24 protein-coding genes and 5 pseudogenes are annotated in these 21,449 nt (G+C 63.8%); 17 read left to right on the plus strand and 12 right to left on the minus strand.

What is annotated here, in order from left to right; genetic code table 11:
• The 3 genes from AC3A6X_RS32405 to AC3A6X_RS32415 form a co-directional block, all read left to right on the plus strand.
• On the plus strand, positions 1 to 278 hold a 278-nt coding region (locus tag AC3A6X_RS32405; protein WP_487846033.1), incomplete at its 5' end, for a hypothetical protein.
• Positions 279 to 292: 14 nt separating this feature from the next.
• Entirely contained in the window at positions 293 to 505 is a 213-nt protein-coding gene (locus tag AC3A6X_RS32410) for a hypothetical protein (RefSeq protein ID WP_487846034.1), read from the plus strand.
• Positions 506 to 3,143: 2,638 nt separating this feature from the next.
• Complete coding sequence (locus AC3A6X_RS32415; RefSeq protein WP_487846035.1) at positions 3,144 to 3,425, plus strand: DUF3303 domain-containing protein; 282 nt, start codon at positions 3,144 to 3,146, stop codon at positions 3,423 to 3,425.
• A 539-nt stretch (positions 3,426 to 3,964) separates the two neighbouring features.
• Here AC3A6X_RS32415 and AC3A6X_RS32420 read toward each other — a convergent pair.
• The gene (locus AC3A6X_RS32420) at positions 3,965 to 4,159 is read right to left on the minus strand and encodes a DUF1059 domain-containing protein (RefSeq protein WP_487846036.1); all 195 of its coding nucleotides are present in this window, start codon (positions 4,157 to 4,159) and stop codon (positions 3,965 to 3,967) included.
• A gap of 28 nt (positions 4,160 to 4,187) precedes the next feature.
• On the opposite strand from AC3A6X_RS32420, the gene AC3A6X_RS32425 reads away from it, so the two are divergent.
• Entirely contained in the window at positions 4,188 to 5,525 is a 1,338-nt protein-coding gene (locus AC3A6X_RS32425; protein WP_487846037.1) for a BTAD domain-containing putative transcriptional regulator, read from the plus strand.
• Positions 5,526 to 5,801: 276 nt separating this feature from the next.
• Here the strand turns inward: AC3A6X_RS32425 and AC3A6X_RS32430 are convergent.
• Positions 5,802 to 6,513, minus strand: a pseudogene (locus AC3A6X_RS32430) (formylglycine-generating enzyme family protein).
• Positions 6,514 to 6,522: 9 nt separating this feature from the next.
• Entirely contained in the window at positions 6,523 to 6,906 is a 384-nt protein-coding gene (locus AC3A6X_RS32435) for a hypothetical protein (protein WP_487846038.1), read from the minus strand.
• A gap of 57 nt (positions 6,907 to 6,963) precedes the next feature.
• On the opposite strand from AC3A6X_RS32435, the gene AC3A6X_RS32440 reads away from it, so the two are divergent.
• Together AC3A6X_RS32440 and AC3A6X_RS32445 are read left to right on the plus strand one after the other, a co-directional pair.
• Complete coding sequence (locus AC3A6X_RS32440; protein WP_487846039.1) at positions 6,964 to 7,167, plus strand: hypothetical protein; 204 nt, start codon at positions 6,964 to 6,966, stop codon at positions 7,165 to 7,167.
• A gap of 117 nt (positions 7,168 to 7,284) precedes the next feature.
• On the plus strand, positions 7,285 to 8,610 hold the full coding sequence (locus AC3A6X_RS32445; protein WP_487846040.1) for a DM13 domain-containing protein: 1,326 nt from the start codon (positions 7,285 to 7,287) through the stop codon (positions 8,608 to 8,610).
• A 117-nt stretch (positions 8,611 to 8,727) separates the two neighbouring features.
• On the opposite strand, the gene AC3A6X_RS32450 is transcribed toward AC3A6X_RS32445, so the two are convergent.
• Both AC3A6X_RS32450 and AC3A6X_RS32455 read right to left on the minus strand, forming a co-directional pair.
• A complete protein-coding gene (locus AC3A6X_RS32450) occupies positions 8,728 to 9,363 on the minus strand; it encodes a sigma-E factor negative regulatory protein (protein WP_487846041.1) in 636 nt (211 codons plus the stop codon).
• Positions 9,364 to 9,729: 366 nt separating this feature from the next.
• On the minus strand, positions 9,730 to 10,113 hold the full coding sequence (locus tag AC3A6X_RS32455; RefSeq protein WP_487846145.1) for a DUF3619 family protein: 384 nt from the start codon (positions 10,111 to 10,113) through the stop codon (positions 9,730 to 9,732).
• On the opposite strand from AC3A6X_RS32455, the gene AC3A6X_RS32460 reads away from it, so the two are divergent.
• On the plus strand, positions 9,996 to 10,586 hold the full coding sequence (locus AC3A6X_RS32460) for a hypothetical protein (RefSeq protein WP_487846152.1): 591 nt from the start codon (positions 9,996 to 9,998) through the stop codon (positions 10,584 to 10,586). The two genes, AC3A6X_RS32455 and AC3A6X_RS32460, sit on opposite strands and share 118 nt — an antisense overlap.
• A gap of 128 nt (positions 10,587 to 10,714) precedes the next feature.
• Here the strand turns inward: AC3A6X_RS32460 and AC3A6X_RS32465 are convergent, their stop codons facing one another.
• Positions 10,715 to 11,170, minus strand: coding sequence for an SH3 domain-containing protein (locus AC3A6X_RS32465; RefSeq protein WP_487846042.1), 456 nt, complete (start codon positions 11,168 to 11,170; stop codon positions 10,715 to 10,717).
• A 487-nt stretch (positions 11,171 to 11,657) separates the two neighbouring features.
• Here AC3A6X_RS32465 and AC3A6X_RS32470 point away from each other — a divergent pair.
• Both AC3A6X_RS32470 and AC3A6X_RS32475 read left to right on the plus strand, forming a co-directional pair.
• Positions 11,658 to 11,870 (plus strand): annotated as a pseudogene (locus AC3A6X_RS32470) (VWA domain-containing protein); the annotation flags it as partial.
• 79 nt (positions 11,871 to 11,949) lie between these two features.
• Positions 11,950 to 12,129 (plus strand): annotated as a pseudogene (locus AC3A6X_RS32475) (VWA domain-containing protein); the annotation flags it as partial.
• A gap of 5 nt (positions 12,130 to 12,134) precedes the next feature.
• On the opposite strand, the gene AC3A6X_RS32480 reads toward AC3A6X_RS32475, so the two are convergent.
• The gene (locus AC3A6X_RS32480) at positions 12,135 to 12,290 is read right to left on the minus strand and encodes a hypothetical protein (RefSeq protein ID WP_487846153.1); all 156 of its coding nucleotides are present in this window, start codon (positions 12,288 to 12,290) and stop codon (positions 12,135 to 12,137) included.
• A 31-nt stretch (positions 12,291 to 12,321) separates the two neighbouring features.
• Between AC3A6X_RS32480 and AC3A6X_RS32485 the strand changes: the two are divergent.
• Positions 12,322 to 12,387: pseudogene (locus AC3A6X_RS32485) on the plus strand (hypothetical protein); the annotation flags it as partial.
• 323 nt (positions 12,388 to 12,710) lie between these two features.
• A complete protein-coding gene (locus AC3A6X_RS32490) occupies positions 12,711 to 13,184 on the plus strand; it encodes a universal stress protein (RefSeq protein ID WP_487846043.1) in 474 nt (157 codons plus the stop codon).
• A 216-nt stretch (positions 13,185 to 13,400) separates the two neighbouring features.
• On the opposite strand, the gene AC3A6X_RS32495 is transcribed toward AC3A6X_RS32490, so the two are convergent.
• From AC3A6X_RS32495 to AC3A6X_RS32510, 4 genes are read right to left on the minus strand one after another with little or no spacing between them, the layout of a single operon-like run.
• Positions 13,401 to 13,547, minus strand: a complete 147-nt coding sequence (locus AC3A6X_RS32495; RefSeq protein WP_487846044.1) for a hypothetical protein — start codon at positions 13,545 to 13,547, stop codon at positions 13,401 to 13,403.
• Complete coding sequence (locus AC3A6X_RS32500) at positions 13,544 to 15,301, minus strand: SulP family inorganic anion transporter (RefSeq protein ID WP_487846045.1); 1,758 nt, start codon at positions 15,299 to 15,301, stop codon at positions 13,544 to 13,546. The genes AC3A6X_RS32495 and AC3A6X_RS32500 overlap by 4 nt, the downstream gene beginning before the upstream one ends.
• The gene (locus AC3A6X_RS32505) at positions 15,298 to 15,654 is read right to left on the minus strand and encodes a protein tyrosine phosphatase family protein (protein ID WP_487846046.1); all 357 of its coding nucleotides are present in this window, start codon (positions 15,652 to 15,654) and stop codon (positions 15,298 to 15,300) included. The genes AC3A6X_RS32500 and AC3A6X_RS32505 overlap by 4 nt, the downstream gene beginning before the upstream one ends.
• A 45-nt stretch (positions 15,655 to 15,699) precedes the next feature.
• Positions 15,700 to 16,605, minus strand: coding sequence for an MBL fold metallo-hydrolase (locus tag AC3A6X_RS32510; protein WP_487846047.1), 906 nt, complete (start codon positions 16,603 to 16,605; stop codon positions 15,700 to 15,702).
• Between the two features lie 78 nt (positions 16,606 to 16,683).
• Between AC3A6X_RS32510 and AC3A6X_RS32515 the strand changes: the two genes are divergently transcribed.
• The 4 genes from AC3A6X_RS32515 to AC3A6X_RS32530 all read left to right on the plus strand — a co-directional run bounded on the left by AC3A6X_RS32515 (position 16,684) and on the right by AC3A6X_RS32530 (position 18,348).
• Positions 16,684 to 17,004 carry a metalloregulator ArsR/SmtB family transcription factor gene (locus AC3A6X_RS32515; protein ID WP_487846048.1) on the plus strand — a complete coding sequence of 107 codons (321 nt, stop codon included), beginning with the start codon at positions 16,684 to 16,686 and terminating at the stop codon, positions 17,002 to 17,004.
• On the plus strand, positions 16,889 to 17,443 hold the full coding sequence (locus AC3A6X_RS32520; protein ID WP_487846146.1) for a YeeE/YedE family protein: 555 nt from the start codon (positions 16,889 to 16,891) through the stop codon (positions 17,441 to 17,443). Before AC3A6X_RS32515 ends, AC3A6X_RS32520 begins: the two co-directional genes overlap by 116 nt.
• Before the next feature lie 9 nt (positions 17,444 to 17,452).
• On the plus strand, positions 17,453 to 17,887 hold the full coding sequence (locus AC3A6X_RS32525; RefSeq protein WP_487846049.1) for a DUF6691 family protein: 435 nt from the start codon (positions 17,453 to 17,455) through the stop codon (positions 17,885 to 17,887).
• Positions 17,888 to 17,952: 65 nt separating this feature from the next.
• Positions 17,953 to 18,348: a DUF302 domain-containing protein gene (locus AC3A6X_RS32530; protein ID WP_487846050.1), complete on the plus strand. Its 396-nt coding sequence runs from the start codon at positions 17,953 to 17,955 to the stop codon at positions 18,346 to 18,348.
• Between the two features lie 24 nt (positions 18,349 to 18,372).
• Here AC3A6X_RS32530 and AC3A6X_RS32535 read toward each other — a convergent pair whose 3' ends face one another.
• Positions 18,373 to 18,849: an OsmC family protein gene (locus tag AC3A6X_RS32535; RefSeq protein ID WP_487846051.1), complete on the minus strand. Its 477-nt coding sequence runs from the start codon at positions 18,847 to 18,849 to the stop codon at positions 18,373 to 18,375.
• 553 nt (positions 18,850 to 19,402) lie between these two features.
• On the opposite strand from AC3A6X_RS32535, the pseudogene AC3A6X_RS32540 reads away from it, so the two are divergent.
• Positions 19,403 to 20,502, plus strand: a pseudogene (locus tag AC3A6X_RS32540) (IS5 family transposase).
• Between the two features lie 327 nt (positions 20,503 to 20,829).
• Entirely contained in the window at positions 20,830 to 21,150 is a 321-nt protein-coding gene (locus tag AC3A6X_RS32545) for a cell envelope biogenesis protein TolA (RefSeq protein ID WP_487846052.1), read from the plus strand.
• Positions 21,151 to 21,449: the final 299 nt, after the last annotated feature.

Consider the following 21,449-nt stretch of genomic DNA (forward strand, 5'->3'; position numbering starts at 1 on the left):
AAGGACACGGTGCCGCCCGAGCCAGCGTCGGCCTTCCCCGAGAATTCAACCCCATGACCCAATTCGATCTTCTGGCCGACGAGCCCCCTACCCTGCTGCGCGTGCCCTCGTGGCTGGGCAAGGACGTGGTGGAAGAAAGTCAGCTTCCGCTAACAGTCGGCGACTACAAAGTGACGCCCGGCGACGACGTGTGGGCCGTCACTTGCCTGAAGACCGGTGAGACCGTTTACCGCGGCATCGGACCAGTCGAGGTCGTGCGCTCGCCCGCGCCGTTCTAAAAAGGAGGAAGGCAATGTGGCAACCGAACGTTCCGACGATGGCCTATGGCCAGCAACTCTCAGACAGCCAGGAATGGCAGCGGGCCTTCATGAACGAGTGGATTCGCTTGGCCGAGGGTCGCGCGGATCTTGAGCAGACCGCCGATGCCGCGATCGAGCTCTACACCGCCCACGGCGCGCGCAACCCTGTGGACGTGGCACGCGAGGAATGGGGCACATCTGCCTGATGCGCTGCCGCTCTTGCTTGGGCCGACCCGGCGCGGGGAGTGCGAACCCTGAAACTGCCGTATGTCTACAGGGCCGGGACGGTTGCGCCCGATCATTCACTCACAGTAACCCTGTCCGATTGGCTCGTGAAGGCTACTGTGCGTCGAGCAGAACGTTCAAGAGGTACCGCCTCCGAGGAACAGTTCCACCATTTCCATGCTGTTCGCATCAATGGCGTCGGGCACCTGAGACGCCCCCTTGGCCACTCCAATGCGCCTTCCTGTCCGGACGTTCTCCAGAGGAACAAGCTTGGCCGCGGGCCGACCCCTTCGGGCGATCATGATTTCGCGCTCCCGCCCCTGCTCGATGGCTTCCACTCTAGGCGTGACAACATCGATTTCGCTTGCGACATGTGACAGCTTCCATTGAACATCTCTCGCTCTTCTAAGGGCTTGATGCGCGCGAATCAATTCAGCGGGGACCGCCATCCTGACGAAAAAACCCCGGCTGTTACCAGTCGGGGTAAGAGGTCGGTGGTCGACCTTGGAGAAAGGTTTCCACGAGAGACTTCATCATGGGCGCGTCGGCGCCGCCAGACAACGCCTCCGCGCATCGAAGGCTGAGCGGCGAGCCCCAAATAGGAACTACTGCACGGTTTGGCCATCAATTTTGCGGGTCGGTGCCCCAATGCCCTCGCGATGCGCACCCCATCCGCCCTTCGAGACAAGGCCCATGGTTTGTCGGCTCATGGCACATCGGACATAGTGAGAACCGTCGTCGACAGGAGCGACTTCTGCAAGTACTTTGCAGTTCTGCTTGAAGCACCATCCAAGACGATGAAGGTATCGCGCAGATTCACCGTCGGGACTTCCGGGCTGCTGCCGTTGCGGGTGCAGCCTCCTTCGCGGCGTGGACGCATCTTCCTCTCGCAACACATTCACGAAGTGCCCGTCGAGATCGTCATACAGCCAGCGTCGACACCTGCCTGCCGCGGCGACATCGCACCTTCGTGTTGCTTCGCGCGGTCGTCCCGGTAGGCCTGGAGGGCAGACGATCGAATGCGGCGATGCCCTCCCTCTGTCACTACGACTTCGCCAAGCTTTCCGGCATTGCAGAGCATCGCCACGTAGGGCCGGCTCGATGAAAACACTTGCGAGTGCGCAGTGGACCACCATGAGCGTCACCTTGGGCTTCTGCATCCAGCTCATCAACGGAGAGCCGTCGAACAACGGCTTTGCTGAAACTTCGCAACCGCTATTGATCGGGAATCGGCGGACACATCAAATCGTTGAGGCTGTCGTGAAGCGTCCATGCGAGCCGCCTCGAGGGCTTCGATTGCAGACGCCGAGAGCTCGTTCACAGCGAAAGCGGTGTTAGCCTGCACCGCTTCGTCGAGGCGCTCTGCAGGCTTTGTCATACTTTCTGTGGCAGGAACTTTGGTCATGAAAACACTCCGGGAGACGAGGTCGCGATCCTCTCGCAGTTGCAGCCTTCGACAGAGGAGCTATCTCGCCGGGCCCATGCATGAACGCATCGAAGTTTGCCAGCGCCCCATCATCTAGGCGGCCTTGGTCATCGGCAAAAGCGCCTGAGTCGATTCGGCAACGTCTCTCTAACATGTGCTCATGGCCAGTTCAAAAGTGACGCCCGCGAAAGGCTCGTCCACGGTGACGCTTCGGATCGACGAAGCTGTTCTTCGGCGCCTAAAAGACGTCTGTCGCCGTGCTGGAATGCGAGTGCCAGACGCAGTGCGCTTGCTCCTCGTCGGAGCAGTTCAGCGGGGCGATTTCGAGTGGTCGCCTTGGGACTCAAACGTCACAGACAACGGGTACATGCCTTACGAAGTGATCAAGAAGCGGGCCGAGCGGGCGCGCCGAGCGAAGGCCTACCACGCGGAGTGGTGAGCAGCTCGGCGGCGCTCTCCCCCGCCCCGGTAGCCGAACGCCGATGATGCTTCTGCAGCTTCCCGGCCAGCGACACGGATCCAAGCACAGCTTGCAGACCGCATTTGCCGGTCGCACAGCTTATGCGCCCACTCGCCCACAAAGTTCACTAGCCCGTTCGTCCCTGCCAGTTCCTCCTCAACAAGCATCGTCAGCGACACGAATGTATTCCCGCATGCGAAGCATTCGCGCAAAGAAGCAGCTCCGTGCGCGAACCAGATTCGCATACGAGCAGTTCCGGAATCGAAGCTCATTCGTGTCCGCCAGGGCGTTCCGTCAACGCAGCAAGTCCGATCTCGAATGCAGTGCCGCCGCAGGCCGGCACGCGCTGTTCCGCGTCCGGATTGGCCGGTTCACGACTTTTCCGGTGACGGGTTGGGCCGGCTTCGGGGGCAGTCGAAGGTCTCGCCGCGCCCATGGCGGCGGCGCTCCAGCCTCCGGCCGGAGGGCCACCCCGGCCTAGCCGATCGCAGGCCGCGCGCCGTCCCACCCATCCGATGGCGGATCCCTCCGCGCCCGGATCCTTCCACCCTCGGCTCTTTCCGCGATCGGCCAAAGCGCGCGGCCGGGAAGCCTGTTCGCTGTCGGGCGGACCGTTTGCAGATTTGGGCCCGATCGACTATCAATCTTCCAGGGCGTCATCCAATGCCCGGCGTTGCTCGCGCGGCACTCGCCCGCATCGCACTTCCACGGTGCCGACAAAGGGAAGACCATCATGCTTTTCATTAGCCATTGGCGCGTTCCTGCCGTCAATCGCAACGCCGTCATCGAGCGCTTCGCGAAGACGGGCGGGAAGCCCCCGCAGGGCGTCACCATGCTTGGGCGCTGGCACGAGGTGGCGAACGGCACGGGCTTTGCCGTCAGCGAGGCGGACGACGCTTCCGCGATGGCGCGTTGGGCTCTCGAATGGACCGACCTGATGGAGATGGACGTACACCCGGCCCTGAACGACGAGCAGCTGGGTGCCGTGCTGGCCGGGCTGCAGAAGTCCAAGTAGCCGGCTCCTTCAATGCGGGTCACGTCTTCGCTTGGCCCGCACACAACACAGATCCCCGGCCCACCCATTTCCGACAGCGGACCTCTCCGCGCCCCGGGACCCTCCGCCCTCGCCTCTTTTCCGTGATCGGACCGAACCCGCGGCCGGGACGCCTGCGAGAGCGAAATGGGCACGCCGGCGGAGCCTGATTTCCCCCGCGGACGTCTCCGCGCCCTGGCGTTCCGTGGTCGACCTGGTCGAGGTCGGGAATTTGCGCGCGCGGGAAGCCTCGAGGCGGATGTGCCGCGGGTAGGTCTTCTCGCGGTCGGGGGTTGTTCGCCGACGGAGGGTTCCGCCGCCGGGACAGATACCCCGGCGGGTTTACGCCGGCGCCATCGGATCCGCGATCGTCAGGTGGGGTGGCGGATGGGTGTGTCGGAATTCCGATAACGGGGTTCGGCGAGTCGCTGCAGTCCGACGTCGGATGGAGCATGCAGAGCTGCCGCGCTTTTGTGAGCTTCTGAGGTGCCGCCCGATAGCCTGCCCCCGCCGTAGCCGGACTACGAGGGCGTGCGGTTGGCGCCCTTGGCGTCGTCGTCGTCCTCCTCGGCCATACTTAGAATGTCCTGGGGCGACAGCTTTCCGGTCAGTTCCGGGTGATCGCGGTTCACATGTGCCTGTACGGCCGCGATAAGTTCCTCATCGGTGGAGCCACGGACCGCTTCGCCGCATTCGCAGTTGATCAGCTTTCCCATGTCTTACTCCTTTCAACGGGGTGTCAGTATGCTGCCAGACGAGCATGGAGAAAACCTTGGCGAAACATTGGCGCCCGGGGCGGAAACGCGGATTCAGTTGTGCGGCCGACTGGTAGCCAAGCTCAAGGGGCGGCGCGTCGAGGATCTGTTGCCGGGGCGGCAGGGCCGACTTCTCTTCGCCTATCTTGCGGCGCACCGCAGGCACGCCGTGACTCGATCGCAGCTGACGGATGCGCTCTGGCCTAACAATCCCCCGCATGCTGCCGACGGAGCGCTCAGCGCCCTGCTCGCCAAGCTCCGAGGGGTGCTGGGCGCGCACGCCGTTATCGGAAAGCAGGAGCTGCGGCTTGCGCTTCCCGCCGATGCCTGGATCGACCTGGAAGCCGCCCTCGAGGGACTGCATCGGGCTGAGTCCGCGGCCTCGCGCCAGGACTGGACGGACGCATGGGGACCGGCCCGCGTCGCCTTGCACATCGCCATGCGGCCCTTTCTTCCAGGCTATGACGGAGCCTGGGTCGACGCAACCCGCGAACAGATCGAAGACGTCCTGCTCCGGGCCCACGAGTGCGTCGCCGTCACCGGTCTCGCCCTGGGCGGCAGCGAGTTGACATCGGCCGCGCGTTCGGCGCGCGCGCTGTTGAAGCTGGCGCCCTACCGGGAAACTGGCTACCGCTTCATGATGGAAATTCTTGCGCTTCAGGGCAACGTCGCTGAGGCTCTGCTGATCTACGAGCGCTTACGCCTATTGCTGAGCGAGGACCTCGGCGCATCCCCCAGTCCCGCAACGCTGGCTGTTCACAGGCGGCTTCTCCAGGGCGACACCGGTCGCCGCGGGGCTGTAGCGCGCGAACTGAAGACCGTCTTGTTCACCGACATCGTCGGCTCGACCGAGCTCGCGGCAGCTATCGGGGATCATGCCTGGCAGGATCTCCTGCTGAAGCATCAGGACATCGTTCGGCGGCAACTCGAAAGAGCAGGCGGTCACGAGGTCGACACGGCGGGCGATGGCTTTCTCGCCACCTTCGAGAGCCCTGTCCAAGCCGTGGCGTGCGCCTGCAAGGTCACGCAGCAGGTCGGCGCGCTGGGCGTGAGTCTGAGGGTGGGCATACACACGGGGGAATGCGAGGTCCTGGACGGCAAGGTGTGCGGCATCGCCGTCCACCTAGGTGCTCGCATCGCCGCCCACGCGCAAGCCGACGAAGTCCTTGTTTCGTCCACCGTCAAGGACCTCATGACAGGGTCGGACATCGAATTCGATGATCGCGGCCTGCACACCCTCCGGGGCGTCCCGGGTGAATGGAGGCTGTTTGCTGTCCAGGCCGGGTCTGCGCCGAAAGCGCCGACGCGCGAAGCCACGAAGAAATGACCAAGAAAGCCCTACCAGAAGCCCGCTACGCCAAGAGCGAATGACGAACCGCGCTGGAATCGTTCACCCCGAAGCGAACGCCTGCGAGTGACGGCTACTGGCCCGAGGGCTGAATTTGCGCATTCTGCCGGCAAGGCTGCTAGCACTGTTTCGCGGAAGCACAGTGGAGCGAATCGACGATCAGATCGTGCTCTTCAAGATCCGCCTGCCCCGATCGACGACTCAGAAGTCGGTCCAGCATCCGGCGCTCGACTTATCACTCCAGGATCGCGCGCTTCATTCCTCCCCTGCCCTCAGCTCCCGCAAAAGACGAATGCCCACCAGCGTGTAGCGGGTCTGGGCGGTGTTCCAGTTTCGATAAGAGCACCGCGCGTACAAGGCCGAGCTGGCCCAGGACCCGCCGCGCCGCACGTGAAGCTCCCCAGTGCTTGGGCCCTGCGGATCGTCCCGGGGCGACTCTGCGTAGTCGTGCTCTCCGTACCAGTCGGGACCCACTCCCATACGTTCCCATGCATGTCGAAAAGCCCGAAGGCATTCGGCGCGAAGCTCCGACAGGGGCGGTGAACACATGGCCGTCGTGGCCGGGCAAGGCATAGTGGAGCCGTCGCGGCCAGCGTTGCGCGGTGTCCAGATCAAGGAGGGCCGCGACGCCGAGCAGGCTCGCGGGTTCGTCGCCCGTGTTGTAGCGGGTCGAGCTCCCTGCGCGGCAGGCATATTCCCACTCGGCTTCGGTCGGGAGGCGGTAGGTCACGCCTTCACTTTGGCTGAGCCAGCGGGCCATGGCAGTCGCGTCGTTCCAGCTGACGTTGACCACGGGGTGGTCGCCGGCCTGAGGAAAGCCGGGATTTCGCCACGAGTACTTGGGGCTGCGCCCTTCGAAAGCATCGCCGCGCGCCGAACTGGCGGGGTCGTACGCGGGGTTGTAGCCGTAGCCGCCGGTGCCGTCTGCGATGGACTCGGGGACGTAGCCTGAGCGCTCGACGAACAGCCGGAACTGCTAGACCGTCACCTCGTGCTGGCCCAGGTAGAACGCGCGGGTTATGCGTACCGCGTGCCGCGGCGCTTCGTCACCGAGGACTTGCAGGTCCTCCGGTGCATATCGAGGAAAGATGCGCGCCAGGCTCTCGGGACGCTCGTCGCTGCCCATCATGAAGTCTCCAGCCGGCACGCGGATGAACTTCATGCCGAGGCCGTTCTCGATGACGGCAGGGCGAACTTGGCGGTGGACGGCGGCCGCGCCGCGATGCTCAAGCGATTCGACGACGCCTCGCTGCAGGAGCGTCTGACTACCAACCGAAACCGACTTCAAGGGCGTGGTGACAACAACGACCTGGGATGTGGCCCGCCGTTTGCCCACCACCGTCGTGCGTGCTTCAGGCACCCCCGAGGCCCGGACCGTCACGACGCAATGGCACGCCACCTTCTCCTTGCCGGTCTGGTGACCGAGTCCGGTCGCACCAGTGCCTACACCTACGACGACAAGGGCAACGTCCTGTCTCGCGCGGTCACCGACACAGCTTCCTCGCCCAACTCAACCCGGACTTGGAGTTGGACCTGGAACGCACAGGGTCTCGCGGCGACGGAAACCGCCCCCAACGGCGCCGTCACCACCTTCGAGTACGACCCCTCGGCAATCTGGTGAAGTCCACCAACGCCCTGCGCCACGAGACCCTCTACAGCTACGACAGCCCCCAGAACGGGCACGTAGTCGTTGGCCATCCGTCCGGGCATAACTTGCACGAGTATGGTGACTTCTGTCTTGCCCATCCTCACGGCGCCGACCGCGCCCGCGCAGGGCGAGGTGATTGCGCTGGCCGCCCAGGCGCAGTTCACGGGCCGGTTCAGGCGCGACTTGACAGACAGCGACGCTCTGCACTGGGGTGAAGGCACGGTGGCGGTGAGTCGGAGCGCAGTGTCGGTGCAAGGCAGGATTGCGCCCAGACCCGACTACAACCTTTACCTTTCGCCCGAGTTCGTGCAGACCGAGGCCGACTTCTTGCGGCTGAAGGCGAAGATGCTGCGCGTGGGCGACGTGAAAACGTTCGAGAACTTCGTAGTGTCGATGCCGGCATCGGCCGATCCGACGACCTACAACACGGTCATCGTCTGGTGCGAATCGTTTCCCAGTTCATCGCGGCGGCCCAGTACCGATGATGTGGGGCGCGGCAACGCGCGAAAGGTCCAGAGCGCAACCGCGTCTGCGCCCGCGATGCTGGCCTGCACGTGGTCCGTCGCAGTAAACTCAGCGACCGTGGTTGATCTGGCAGGAGGCCCTATGCCCGACGTATACGCGACCATCACCCAGGCCGAGCGCAATGTTCAAGAGAGCCTTGCAGACATCATCGAACTGCGAGCCGCCGACCCGCGCTACCAAGCAATGGTCCGAAGCTACCTGTCGGATATTGCGTTTGCGCCAGGCACACGAGCCCTCGAGATCGGATGCGGCACCGGCTGGGTAACTCGCACCCTTGCGCAATGGCCTCACGTCGTCTATGCCCTGGGCGTCGATCCGTCGGTAGTGTTCATCGAAAGGGCACGTCAACTCGCAGCAGGTCTGCACAATATCGCGTTCGAAGTGGCCGATGGGCGCGAACTGAACCTGACCTCGGAAAGTTTCGATGCCGTGGTCATCCATACCACGATGAGTCACGTGCCGCAGCCTGAGCGTCTCGTCGAGCAAGCGTTTCGCGTGCTGCGCCCCGGTGGCTGGTTCGCGGTCTTCGATGGTGACTACTCCACCGCCACGGTCGCGAAGAATGAGTTTGACCCGCTGCAGGTCTGCGTCGCCGCGTTTCGGATAAATTTCGTCAACGACTCATGGCTTGTCCGGCGCCTGCCGCAACTGGTGAGTTCCGGCGGTTTCGAGATTGTTGCGATGAACAGCCACGGCTATGTTGAAGCGCCGACCGGAGCCTACATGCTCACCTGGATAGACCGAGGCGCAGACGTTCTGGCGCAAAGCGATTGCATCAGCATGGAAACGGCCAAAGCGCTCAAGAATGAAGCAAGGCGGCGCAGCGACGAGTCGAAATGGTTCGGTCACATCGCCTTTGCGAGTCTCATCTCTCGCAAACCGGCCGTCTAGGGCTTGGCGGAGGCGATCAGCGGATCGCCTACTGATGACGAGGTGCCTGCGCGGCGCCGACAGCGACACGATTGGATTGCGCCGCTCCCGTGCCCAGATCCTCGGGGCCCGGTATGGTCAGCGCCACGGGCCCTCCAAGGTGGCGTTGCGCAGGAAGCTGGAGGGCATTTGTGACGCGCCGCCAGCCTGCTGATGAGCCTCGAGCAACTCATCCAATCGCGGATCACGCAGCATCACCTGAGGGGCGCCAGTGCCGACCACGACCTGCGTGCGCGCAAGCGGGGACGTGGCCGCCTGTGGCGGCCCACGCGATGCTGCAAGGACGGAACCCGACCCCTGTTCCTGCGCCAGCTGCGCCGCTGCTGATTGAGCGCCGGCACCGCTGACCCAATGCCATCCAATGGCCGCCGCTGCCGCCAGCGATGCGAAGCCGGCCACCAGTTTCCACCAGAACACCGGCTCGATGGCCGTTTTGGGACGGGATTCAGCGCGCAAGGCCACCGGCAACAGAGCCGCTGCGGAAGATTCCGCAGCGAGTCGTTGCTGGAACCGCGCCAGAAAGACCGAGGTGTCACTGCACGGAGGATGGACGCCCGACCGCAGCACCTCGCCGACCAACTGATAAGTGCGCCAGATCGCGCGCAACCCTTCGTCGCTACAGACCGCGCCGATAGCGTGCGCAAGCTCGTCCTCTCGTAGCCGACCGTCGGCAAGCGCAGAAATTTCTATGCGGGCGATATCGGACTGATTCATCTGGTTCACCAGTTCCCACTTGGCGCCGCCCGCAACGGTTGATCGTTGCCGAGAAGGCTTTACGCACTCGAAAGGTACGCATCGGCAGCACCCGACGGGGCGATGCATGCCCCCCAAACCTGCTCAATTCGTTCCTCGATCGCGGCGTTGCTGCAGCTTCGCGCCTCGGCATGCGTCGATGCGAAGGTGCCCACGGCCCATGGCTGTCACGCGCGATTCGAGAACCTCGTCCGAGGTTGATTCAACTCCGCGCCGAGAAGTTTCAATGACTTCTTCCGGAAGTGACTCAGCGTACTTCCGGCTATAAGCCAGAACGAATAGCGGGCCCGGACAAAGAACCGATTTCGCTATAGGCGGTTCAGGCGCCTACGTTTCGCCCTCACCTGACTCGGACGGTAGCGAGTCCCGCTTGATGAACTCGGCGAAGCCCGGGTCTGTGAAAGCGGAGAGCGGCAGCTTGTCCGTGAGTAGCCTGAGGTCCAACTCTGCCCTCTCACTCACAGCGCGTTCGCTTTGCACCCGGTCGATGAGCCACAGGCCGAACAGAAGCGCGACCAACGGGGCAACAGTCGCGATGCGAAGTCCCCGAGCGCCGAGCCTGCTCCAAGATGCAGGCAGGAACTTGGCGTTCGATGGCGATGGATGTAGAGGGATCTTCCGGCCTGCAATCGCTCGGACGCGAGCGGCTCGCAAGCGCTCCGCGCATTCGCCGGAAATACCACTCTCCCCTTCAGACAACCAGAGAGTCACGCGGTTCCCAAATGTGCTCTCTGGCGACGGATCGGCAACGACCTGATCAACTCGATTCGCGCTTCTTCGATCCCACCACAGCATCAACCGCCTCCTGTGCAATCTTCCGGGTGCAACTCGCATTCACGTTCAACGAGCAGCGTAAGAAGCTCGCGCTTACCTCTGGAACTCTCAGCGCGCCAGAGCTTCCGCGCGAGTTCGACGAAGCGATCTTCCGCCGCGACAGCAGCGGCAGACGCGCCCCTCCCCGTATCCAACCACCCGACCGGCCGGCCGCACTGAGCCTCGATTTTGCGGGCGAGGAAATCTGTGATCGGGCGAGCGCTCTTGATCTGGCTCCACATGGTCGGATGTATGAGGAGATGCTTGGCGAACGCGGATTCGGTGCCCTTGACCGAACCGCCGGCTGCGACGACTCGCTCTTGGTATTCCTGGCGAAGCAACAGCACATTCTGCCGCCTGATGCCGAGTAGACGCTGGTGAGGACCCACGCCCGATGACGGCTGCTGCAATTTGGTCAGGGGCGGCATAGGTAGATGATCAGTTTGCACGCATGCCACGAGCAGTCCGTCGCGATGCATCGTTCGTTGCGCCTGGAGGCCTACCAGCCCCACAGGAGGCGGCGCGCCACCCAGCCAGTCGTACCGCGCTCATGCCGCACCTTGACCCATTCACCGCGGCGTTCCAGCGTCCGCAGAACATCGCCATAGCGCGCTTTGCCAACGATGCGGCTGCGGGTGCTCGGTGTTTTACGCAGGTTGGCCACATTGGCGCTGACGATGTGGTGGGGAGTACGGCTTGTGAGGGAGCGCAGCATCCAGCCTTGGTCGCTCTCGAAGTCGCGGACCTTGATCCAGCTTCCCTTGCGGCCCAGGACCGAGAGCGGATAGCCGCGACTCAAGACCCATACGACCTCGTGACGGGGGCCGGGCCCCGAGCGCATGTTCACCTCGCCGCGCGCCACGCTGACCATCTCGCGCGCGTACGCCACGGGAATGGCAAGCACAAGCAGAACGAGGGAGAGAACAAGGGCAGGCAAGCGATGGCGATCGAACATTCAAAGCATCCTTCTCAAGACAGATATGTGGTGGAAATTGGCTGCGGCGTTCGCTGCCAACCTTAAGGGATCACCGCGCGAGATAAGTTCCCTGTGGAAACTGTCAGCGACCTGCCTCGACCATCGACCCCGGGGACCGGGAAAGATCGGCCCCGACCGTGTCACCTCGCGTGCAAATTGCCCAACTCGCAGCCGCCGCCTTCGTGAGCCTCCATCAGGAGCATCGGCTTTGAGGAAAGTGGGGGCGGGACGATTCCCGATCTGCAAACGCAACGACATCGACGTTTTGCCCGTTGCGGCTGCGGTCAATTGCGAGTAGCCAGTCGCCCCGCAGGACAGGCTGCGGACCAGCCGATCACAGATTGCGCCACAATCTTGCATCCGCACCCTTGACCTGCGGGGGCGGCTTGGGATGTGATAGCTGTACGCAATCCCATGTTCAGCGCGACATAGAAGCCGTTGAGACATCCCCGTCGGAGCTGACAAGATGACGCTGCTGTTGCCTCAAATGCTGTGGTTGGCACTGCTGCTGCCATTGCTCGTGGGCGCATACCTCGGGATGCTGCGCCGGCGGCGAAATTCGGCGCTGCGCTATGCAAGCCTCGGGTTGGTCAAAGAGGCGTCGGGCAGTGCCATCTTGTGGCGGCGCCATCTGCCGCCCGCGCTCTTTCTTGGTGCCTTGGCCCTGCTTGTGCTGGCTGCGGCCAGACCCACAGCAGTCGTCACCTTGCCGACGTCGCGTCAGACGATCCTGGTTGGTCATGGATGTCTCCATCAGCATGGGTGCCGAGGACGTATCGCCAAATCGGATCAGTGCTTCTCAAAAGGCTGCGAAGAAATTCGTCGCGGAACTTCCGACGGACGTCCGCATCGGTGGGATTGCCTACGGTGGCACAGCGCACCTCGTTCAGCAACCGACTTTCAGTCGCGACGATGTGCTAGCAGCCATAGACGGTCTTCGTCTTCAGCGCGCCACCGCCATCGGCGCGGCAATCATCGTGGCACTGGACACCATTTTCCCGGAGGACGACATCGTGCTGCCCGAGGGTTCTTCGCGGGGCGATGCGGCCAGGCCGGCGCCGTCGACCCCGGCGCAGGAGCCCATCGGCCCGGCGATCATTGCGCCGGGTTCTTATAGCGACGCGGCCATCGTGCTGCTCACCGACGGCCAGAACACCTCAGGCCCGTCCCCGCTCGAAGCGGCTCAACTGGCGGCGGATCGAGGGGTTAGAGTATTCACGGTCGGATTCGGCACGAAGAACGGCACGATCATCGGATACTCCGGTATGCGTATGCGCGTGCGCCTTGACGAAAAGACATTGAAAGACGTCGCCAACATGACGCTTGGCCGTTACTTCCACGCCGGTAGCGGTGCAGAACTTGACACCGTCCCATGCGATGGCCATGTTCCAAAGAGCAAGGGATGCCGGAGCGCCAAAGAGCGAATGGCTGGAATTGAGCGGCGAGCCGGTGATCGGTACTTTTGCACGGCGAGCGCTGGCGTCGGATCTGCTGGTACTTGGGCAGCGCGATCCAACCGATGCAGACGTTCGACATGCCTGGTGATTTCGTCGAGAGCGTCATCATCGACAGTGGCAAACCGACGCTCGTCATGCCCTGCGCTGGCGAGGCAACCGCAGCACCGCAGGTCGTGCTGGTGGCCTGGAAGCCAATGCGAGAATCCGCCCGCGCACTTGCTGCCGCCCTGCCCTTCCTGCGGGCAGCCAAGCAGGTGTATCTGGTCTGCGCCGAGGAAAATACCGACTACATTGAAGCGGCCCCGTTGCAAGTACCCGAGTATCTCCGCCTGCACGGCATCACGCACGCGCGCGAGCATCAATGGCTCCCGGAACGCGATGCGGGCAACGCGCTGCTGGCCCTGGCTGCTGAAACCGGCGCCGAAATGATCGTGATGGGCTGCTATGGACACGGCCGCGCACGCGAGTTAGTGCTGGGCGGGGCGACCCGCACAGTGCTGGAGTCGATGACCACACTAGTACTGATGGCGCATTGAGGAGCACCCCGGGCGCGAGAAGCCAGTGGACCCACCTGGCCCAATCTTCGATCGCGATCGAGCCGACCTGCAACGGCTTGACCCTCAATCCCGAGCTCTGCACAAGGTGGTCGGTCGAATGCCGGCGCCGCAATCCTGCTGCCCGTGCGCTTTTTCAGCTCCAGGTGCCGCGGTGATGTGGTCGGCATGAATGTGCGTGTCGAGGGTGTGGGCCAGTCAAAGGCCAAGGCCTCGGAGCACCTGCAGGTCGCGGTCCATCGAGTTCACGACCGGATCCACCAGGATGGCCTCGCCGGTTTCATGGCAGCCGAGCACGTAGGTATAGGTGCTGGAGACGGGTTCGAAAAACTGTCGAAAGATCATGCGTTGCTCCGGGCATGGATGGGGACAGGGGGAGGTCCGGCTGGTGAGGAGGCTGCCGGCGCGAGCAGGCGGGTCGCTTCATGCAAGCTGAGGAACGGCTCGTGGGCAAGGTGGTCTGGAAGGCCGGTCTCCTTCAGCCTGTCCATGACCGGCCCCCGCACCTCTGCAAGGTGCATCTCGATGCCGCGCGCTCGCAGGTCGACATGCAGACGTTGGAGCGCCTCGACGGCGGTGAGATCGATGTGGCTCGCGGAGGACAGGTCCAGCACCAGGTGGCGGACATCACCTCGTCGACCGATCTCTTCCTCGATCCGCTGGAGCACCGCCGGAATGTTGGCGAAGAAGAGGCTCTCGTCCACGCGCAGGAGCAGCAGTCCAGGGTAGGTCGTGACAGAGAAGCGGCGCTCGTTGCGGAAGTGCTCGCTGTCGCCGACGCGGCCCACCACCGCCATGTGCGGCCGGCTGGCACGCCAGAGGAACGTGCCGATCGACATTGCCACACCCAGGCCTACTCCCGCTTCCACACCAAGACCCAGCACGCCGAGGGCGGTCACCAGCCAGGCCACGGCATCCGCCCGGTCGTAGTGCCATGCATGGCGAAAGGTGGCGATGTCGATGAGACCGACGACCGCGACGATGATGGTGGCGGCGAGCACCGCAAGCGGCAGCCGTTCAAACACGCCGGTGAGCCCGAGGAGGACGACGGCCATCAGAGCGGCCGCGGTCACGCCGGCAATCGGAGTGCGAGCGCCTGCCGCGAAGTTCACGACACTGCGCGCAAAGCCACCGGTAACGGGGAACCCGCCGGAGAAAGCGCTCGCCAGGTTCGCCGCGCCCAGGCCCCGCAGTTCCGCGTCAGGGTCGATTCGCTCGCCCCGCTTGATCGCGAGCGATTGCGCGACTGACACACTCTCGACGAAGCCGATCAGCGCGATCATCACCGCAGGCACGGCGAGCGCCTGCACTTGGGCGAACGTCGGCATGGTCACGGCGAGGCTTGGCAGGCCTGGGGGGATCTCGCCCACCACGGCAACCCCGGCGCGCGTGTCCAGCGCGAAGGCCGCCACGACCGTGATCGCCATCAGCACCACCGCCATCGGCGCCAGCTTCGCGACAATCTCAGCGCTCTTCGCTCCCAGTCCCGTGCGACGCAACCCTTGGGCGAGAAAGCGCCGGGATGCCCATAGCGCCAGCACACACGAGACGCCGAGAATGGTGGTGGGTAGGTGCAGTTGCCCCGCACGCGACAACAGCGAAAGCAGCAGCTCGAATGCCGTTTGTCCGCTGGCAGGAACACCCAGCAGGGGTTTTAGCTGGCCGATAGCGATCAACACGGCGGAACCTGTCACGAATCCCGAGACGACCGGGTGACTCAGGAGGTTCGCCACAAATCCCATACGAAACAGTCCAAGCAGCAAAAGCACCACACCGCCGATGAGCGCCAACAGCATCGATAGCAGCACGTATTCGGCACTGCCCGCCGCGGCAAGAGGAGTCACCGCGGCTGCTGTCATCAACGAGGCAACCGCCACCGGACCCACCGACAGCGTCATGCTAGACCCGAGCAACGTATAGGCGACCAGCGGCAGGATGCTCGCGTACATCCCAACGTGCGGCGGCAGCCCTGCAAGCATCGCGTAGGCAAGGCTTTGCGGCACCAGGAGGATGGTGACGACGATGCCGGCCACGGCGTCCTGGACCGCTTTGCTGCGATCGTACGCAGCGACCCAGGAGGGCAGCCACCACGCTTTCATGCCGCGCCCTTGCCGCGGTACAGCGCAGTGGACCGGCGACCGGTGCGGCAGAACGCCAGGACCGGGTGGGGGAGCGCATCGACGGTGCTTGCCATGCTGAGGGCCTGACCCCAGGCGGCGTGGCCTGCGGAAGGAGCCGACAAGTGACGGCAATCCGGGCCCGCGGCCCGCGCCGCCGCCTCCAGTTGCGTGCTGGTGGGCTGGCTGGCGCCGCCTTCGAAGTCAGGACGGTTGTTGATGACGCTTCGAAATCCGGCTGCTGCGAGTGTGCGCATATCCTCAGGCTGCAGCTGGGACGCCACCCACAGAGCATCGACGATTCGCGCAACTGAAAAGGTATTCATGTTGTCCATCCGAAGCTTGGCGGCGCAAGCGCGACCTGTAGGCGCGCCGGCGCCTCAGTCCTTCGCTTTGGCCGCGTTCCCGGCCCCACCGGTGGGCAGCGCGTTGATCGGGATCCGCAGGTAGGCGATGCCGTTGTCGTCTGCCGGAGGCATCTGGCCAGCGCGAACGTTCACCTGAATCGACGGCAGGATCAGCGTCGGGACTTCAAGCATGGCATCACGGGCTTTGCGCATGGCCACGAAGCCTTCCTCGGTGATGCCGTCGTGCACATGTATGTTCTTCGCACGCTGCTCGGCGACGGTTGTGTCCCACTCCGCGTCCCGCCCCTCGGGCGGGTAGTCGTGACAGACGTGCATCCGCGTTTGGGGCGGCAGCTCCAGCAGGCGACGGATGGATCGGTACAGCGTGGCCGCATCGCCACCCGGGAAGTCGGCGCGCGCGGTGCCAACGTCCGGCATGAACAGGGTGTCGCCCACGAACACGTCGTCATCGATCAGGTAGGCCATGTCGGCCGGCGTGTGGCCGGGCACGAGCATGGCCTTGGCTTCCACCTCCCCGATGCGAAAGGTCTCGCCGTCCTTGAACAGGTGGTCGAACTGGCTGCCGTCGGGCAGGAAGGTGCGCTCCAGGTTGAAGAGCTTCTTGAAGGTGGCTTGCACCGCCCGGATGTTCTCGCCTATTGCGACGCGGCCGCCGACGCGCTCCTGCAGGTAGCGCGCCGCCGAGAGGTGGTCGGCATGGGCGTGAGTCTCCAGGATCCATTCGATCTTCAGGTCCTTGTCCCTGAGGTAGGCAACGACCTGGTCCGCCGCCTTGGTGTCGGTGTGGCCCGACTTGAAGTCGTAGTCGAGCACTGGGTCGATCACCGCGGCAGAGCGGGTGGCGTTGTCCGAGACCACGTAAGAAACCGTCCAGGTCGACGGGTCGAAGAAGGCCTGGGTGGTGGTGCGTGCCGTCATTGCGACTCTCCTTCAATATGTTGCGTAATATTCTATTATGTGATATATTGATGTCAAGTGATCAAACGATGAGGACGCATGAAGACACCTGATTTCGTGATCGACCCCGAGCGGCTGAGACAGGCCGCAGATGAGGCCGTCGGCGCGCTGAAACTGCTGGCCAACCCGGAGCGGCTGTTGCTGCTGTGCCAGTTGTCGCAAGGTGAATTCAGCGTCGGCGAGCTCGAGGAGCAGCTCGGCATCCACCAGCCGACCTTGTCGCAGCAGCTTGGCGTGCTGCGAAATCAGCAAGTGGTGGCTACCCGCCGCGACGGCAAGAACATCTACTACAGCGTCGCGGACCCGGCGGTGCTGGAAATCCTGGTGGTCCTGTACCGCCTGTATTGTCCCAAGGAGTAACGTCATGACGATCGACTGGAATTCCTTCACCCCATGGGCATCGCTTGCGGGCGGCGTCATCATCGGGATCGCGGCAGCGATGTTCGTACTGCTGAATGGCCGCATTGCCGGCATCAGCGGTGTGCTCGGCGGATTATTGAGACCCGTACAAGGCGACATCTCCTGGCGCGCGGCGTTCATTGCCGGCCTGCTCGGCGCTCCCTTGCTGTATGCATTGTTCATGGAGCTTCCCCGACTGCAGATTGACGCCGGCTACGCGGCCCTGGTGGCCGCCGGACTCCTGGTTGGAGTCGGCACAAGGTATGGCTCCGGATGTACCAGCGGCCACGGGGTCTGCGGCATATCGCGGCTCTCGCCGCGCTCGCTCGTCGCCACGGCGGTCTTCATGCTGGCCGGTTTCATCACTGTATTCATCGCTCGGCACCTGATCGGCGTTTGAGGAGCATCCATGGCAACCTTTCTTGCACTGCTCGCCGGGGCCGTCTTTGGCGTCGGCCTGATCGTCTCCGGCATGGCCGATCCGGCCAAGGTGCTGGGTTTCCTCGACATTGCCGGTGCGTGGGACCCCTCACTCGCCTTCGTGATGGGAGGTGCCATCCTGGTAGGCGCTTTCGCCTTCACTTTCGCGCGAAAGCGCACGTTATCGCTGCTCGGACTGGAGATGCGCATGCCGACGGCCACCCGGCTCGACCGCCGGCTGGTGGGGGGAAGCCTGCTCTTCGGGGTCGGCTGGGGCATTGCCGGCTTCTGCCCAGGTCCCGCGCTGGTGGCGCTCGGCATGGGCGAGCAGAAGGCACTGGTCTTCGTCGCGGCCATGCTGGTTGGAATGGGTCTGTTCGAGCTGTTCGAACGGCGCAAGGCGCTGCGCAGCGCCCAGGCGTGACGCGCTGACGCGCAACGTCTCACCGACGCGATTGACTCACTTCCTTTGTCTGGAGGACCCACACCATGTATGGACACCACATCGAGATTGCAGGACCGTTCGACGACGCACTTGAGCGAGTTCAAGGCGCGCTGAAGGCAGAGGGATTCGGTGTGCTGAGCGACATCGACATCCAGAAGGCCATGAAAGAGAAGCTGGGCAAGGACATGCCGGCCTACAGGATCCTGGGCGCGTGCAATCCGCCGTTGGCGCACGAGGCTCTTCAAGCGGATTCTGAGATCGGCCTTCTGCTGCCTTGCAACATCACAGTGCGTGAAGGGGAGCATGGTCGCATCTCTGTCGGCTTTCTCGATCCGCACACGATGGTTCAGCTCACCCAGAATGCACAGGTTGCCGCTGTCGCGGACGAGGCGGGAAAGCGGCTCGATCGAGTACGCGCCGCATTGGCACACGGCACCTGATACGAGCCCCGCCATGCGGCGGCCTCAGGCAGCTATGACGGCAGCGCGGTGGATGGGCTTCACCACGCCTTCCGCATCCAGCACCTGCACATCGACCTGGATGCCCGCCCGTACGCTCTGCGTGACGACGCAGAAATCCTCGAACTGGGCGAGTGCACGATCAGCATGCTTGAGCGTCCCCCAAGGTACCCCCACGTGCAGTTCCACCGCGATACGGGGTATGCGCAAGCGCCCACGGCTGTTGCGTGCGAGGCTGACGTCCGCAGTAGCCCGCAGTGGCCCGGGCTCATTGCTGAATTTGCGCAGCGCGAACAGCAGGCTTGCCGCTAAGCAATTTGCGACGGCGACGCCGAGCAGACTCGCGGGATCCGGACCGGAGCCTGCGCCGAGGGGGGGCGATTCATCAGTGAGCAGAGGCGGCGTCTGCGGCTGCTCGAACTGCACAGTGAAGCGATAGTCTTCCTGCTGCCGCAGCTCAATGCGACGGATTCCTTCAGGCATGGCTCACCCCGCGAAGTTTGCGCAGGGGTCACGTCTGGCGCGAGGCATGCTCGTCATTCCGCGTGCCTTGGCCCGTTCGGCCATCAGTTTCCGGTGCTCATCACGCACCTGATGGCACTCCTCGGCGGTGCGCGCGTTCAGCATCTGCTGTCGGTGGGCGTCGCGTTCAGCGGGGCTCATCATTGCCCAGCCAGGCGTGTAGTCACGGCCAATGCCCGGGCCCATCGCGGCACGCGGCCGCGCAGTCGCCGCGGATCCGGCTTGCGCTCCGGACGGACCAGCTGGAGATCCTTGCTGCGCAACAGCGGCGGCACTCGCCACGCTCAACAGCGCCATGACGGCCGCAAGTCGAAAGTTTTGCATGCTCATTCCTTAGTAGATGGAGCTACGACCATATGCTTCCCGGGGCTGCGCATATTGCGCTGGATCAACTCGCGCAGTGGCGGCGTAGTCCGTCCGCACTGGCCTAGCAGGCTGCTGAAATACCTCATCCGAAAGTCCGCCCTAAGTGGGCCTGGACCGTTGTCCTTGCAGACCTACAAAACCCCCTCCGATGCGCGGCCCTGACACATTCACCGAAGGCTTGTTCACCATGAGACGGCTGGACGACTTCGTTCCCGCCGACCATCCGCTGCGTCGCATCCGGGTGATGGTCAATGAGGCGCTGTCCAAGATGGACGAGTTGTTCTCTCGGATGTACGAGGCGGATATCAAGGGCGGCCGCCCGAGCATCGCGCCGGAGAAGCTGCTGCGCGCGATGCTGTTGCAGATCCTGTTCAGCATCCGCTCGGAGCGCCAGCTCATGGAGCAGACGCAATACAACATGCTGTTTCGTTGGTTCATCGGCTTGGCGATGGACGACGCGGTGTGGGTGCCGACGGTGTTCAGCAAGAACCGCCAGCGCCTGATCGAGCACGACGCGGTGGTCGCCTTCTGAATCAACGAAGTGCTGGAGACGGCCGAGAACAAGGATTGGTTGTCGGGAGAGCACTTCAGCGTCGATGGCACGCTGATCCAGGCCTGGGCCGGACACAAGAGCTTCGTTAGCAAGGACGGTGACGACGATGCCGGCGACGGCGGGGACTTCAAGGGGCAGCGACGCAGCAACGAAACGCACGAGTCGAAGACCGATCCCGATTCGAGGCTGTACCGCAAGGGCATGACTGGCAGCGAGCTGCGCTACATGGGGCACACGCTCACCGACAACCGTCACGGCCTGGTCGTCAATGCCATGGTCACGCAGGCCGACGGCCTTGCCGAACGTGAAGCGGCCAAGGCCATGATCAGGGACGCACGTCAAGCCACCGCGAGCCCGGATACCGAGGTCACGCTCGGTGCCGACAAGGGCTACGACGCGGCCGAGTTCATCGAGGCGCTGCATCGCATGAAGGTCACGCCGCATGTGGCGCAGAACAAATCGGGGCGGCGCTCGGCAGTGGCCGACGAGATCGCTCGGAGCGAAGGCTATGCGATCTCGCAGCGCAAGCGAAAGCTCATCGAGCAAGGCTTCGGCTGGCCAAGTTCGTCGGCCCCATCCGGCAGGTGATGGTGCGCGGCATCAAGAATGTCGACCAGTTGTTCGTGCTGACGATGGCCGCCTACAACCTCGTGCGCATGCGGACCTTGGCAGAAGTCCGTCCGTTGGCTCCGTAGGGGGTCAGCGAGAGCCCCGAACGAGCCTCGAAGCGGGGAAACAGCGATGGAAGCGAACCCGGAACGTCGAAATCGCCCAACCGCCTTCTTAAGGCCGCAGGATGGCTTCGGCGCGCCTGGTACTTCAGCAGCCTGCTAGAGCCACGAACAAGGCCCAGTTTGGCATCGGGCGGCCAGGAAGGGCACCGGTTTCCATCCGGCTGAATCGCCGTAAAATTTCGGCACCACGGCAGGGGCGTGGGTTCGGTCTGGCCTTGATGAGGTCCATGGCGAATGAGCTCCTGCTGCCTGGGAGGCGCTTTCAAGCCCATTTTCACAGGGGAATCCATGATGAGCAAAGTTCCTGCAGTCATGATCGCCGGCCTGTTCACAGTTGGCGCGTACGCCCAGGGCACCTCGCAAGAAGCAGCCCCCCAGACCAATACGCCGAGCCAGCAGAGGGCACAGGCGAAGCGCGATGCCAAGCCGCAGGGCCAAGTCAAAGCCCCCGGGGGCGATCAGTCCAAGGTCTCCGAAGGTAGCGGCGGCGTCACGGCCAGCAAGGCCCTGGAAGCGGGCGAAGTGCGCAAGCAAACGCGCGACGATCGCCGCCGCAACAAGGACGGCAGCCTCAAGCGCCGCAGCACTCAGGGCGGCACGCCTCAGTAAGCGGCCTGGCGAACCCAAAAAGCTGCGCTTCTCCGAGCGTCCTTCGCTCTGACGTGCGGATTCCTGCCGCCCCGCGATCTTCAACATTGTCGAAACGGCTGAGCGAAATCGGGCCCCGCGTGCTATGACTCCACGCTGCGCTCTTGACCTCAAAGGGGGTGAAGACCCTCGTTGAAAAGCGCGACGATCAGTTCAGAATGTCGGCTGTTGCGACGGCCCCAGCGAGGTGTGCTCGTTGAATGCAAAGGAAGGCCGACGAGGCAGTATCGTCGTCTCTCTTCCTGCTCCGCCCAGGTTGC

This window comes from Variovorax sp. Soil_C_12 (assembly GCF_057657375.1).

What these genes read in the sequence shown, in the direction of transcription:
- AC3A6X_RS32465 (WP_487846042.1), bottom strand. Translation starts at nt 11,170, where the DNA reads ATGTTCGATCGCCATCGCTTGCCTGCCCTTGTTCTCTCCCTCGTTCTG.
- AC3A6X_RS32530 (WP_487846050.1), top strand. Translation starts at nt 17,953, where the DNA reads ATGTATGGACACCACATCGAGATTGCAGGACCGTTCGACGACGCACTT.
- AC3A6X_RS32545 (WP_487846052.1), top strand. Translation starts at nt 20,830, where the DNA reads ATGATGAGCAAAGTTCCTGCAGTCATGATCGCCGGCCTGTTCACAGTT.
- AC3A6X_RS32495 (WP_487846044.1), bottom strand. Translation starts at nt 13,547, where the DNA reads ATGATCTTTCGACAGTTTTTCGAACCCGTCTCCAGCACCTATACCTAC.
- AC3A6X_RS32525 (WP_487846049.1), top strand. Translation starts at nt 17,453, where the DNA reads ATGGCAACCTTTCTTGCACTGCTCGCCGGGGCCGTCTTTGGCGTCGGC.
- AC3A6X_RS32510 (WP_487846047.1), bottom strand. Translation starts at nt 16,605, where the DNA reads ATGACGGCACGCACCACCACCCAGGCCTTCTTCGACCCGTCGACCTGG.
- AC3A6X_RS32500 (WP_487846045.1), bottom strand. Translation starts at nt 15,301, where the DNA reads ATGAAAGCGTGGTGGCTGCCCTCCTGGGTCGCTGCGTACGATCGCAGC.
- AC3A6X_RS32480 (WP_487846153.1), bottom strand. Translation starts at nt 12,290, where the DNA reads ATGATCGCCGGGCCGATGGGCTCCTGCGCCGGGGTCGACGGCGCCGGC.
- AC3A6X_RS32505 (WP_487846046.1), bottom strand. Translation starts at nt 15,654, where the DNA reads ATGGACAACATGAATACCTTTTCAGTTGCGCGAATCGTCGATGCTCTG.
- AC3A6X_RS32415 (WP_487846035.1), top strand. Translation starts at nt 3,144, where the DNA reads ATGCTTTTCATTAGCCATTGGCGCGTTCCTGCCGTCAATCGCAACGCC.
- AC3A6X_RS32425 (WP_487846037.1), top strand. Translation starts at nt 4,188, where the DNA reads ATGCTGCCAGACGAGCATGGAGAAAACCTTGGCGAAACATTGGCGCCC.
- AC3A6X_RS32410 (WP_487846034.1), top strand. Translation starts at nt 293, where the DNA reads ATGTGGCAACCGAACGTTCCGACGATGGCCTATGGCCAGCAACTCTCA.
- AC3A6X_RS32450 (WP_487846041.1), bottom strand. Translation starts at nt 9,363, where the DNA reads ATGAATCAGTCCGATATCGCCCGCATAGAAATTTCTGCGCTTGCCGAC.
- AC3A6X_RS32535 (WP_487846051.1), bottom strand. Translation starts at nt 18,849, where the DNA reads ATGCCTGAAGGAATCCGTCGCATTGAGCTGCGGCAGCAGGAAGACTAT.
- AC3A6X_RS32420 (WP_487846036.1), bottom strand. Translation starts at nt 4,159, where the DNA reads ATGGGAAAGCTGATCAACTGCGAATGCGGCGAAGCGGTCCGTGGCTCC.
- AC3A6X_RS32460 (WP_487846152.1), top strand. Translation starts at nt 9,996, where the DNA reads ATGGCGATGGATGTAGAGGGATCTTCCGGCCTGCAATCGCTCGGACGC.
- AC3A6X_RS32490 (WP_487846043.1), top strand. Translation starts at nt 12,711, where the DNA reads ATGCAGACGTTCGACATGCCTGGTGATTTCGTCGAGAGCGTCATCATC.
- AC3A6X_RS32515 (WP_487846048.1), top strand. Translation starts at nt 16,684, where the DNA reads ATGAAGACACCTGATTTCGTGATCGACCCCGAGCGGCTGAGACAGGCC.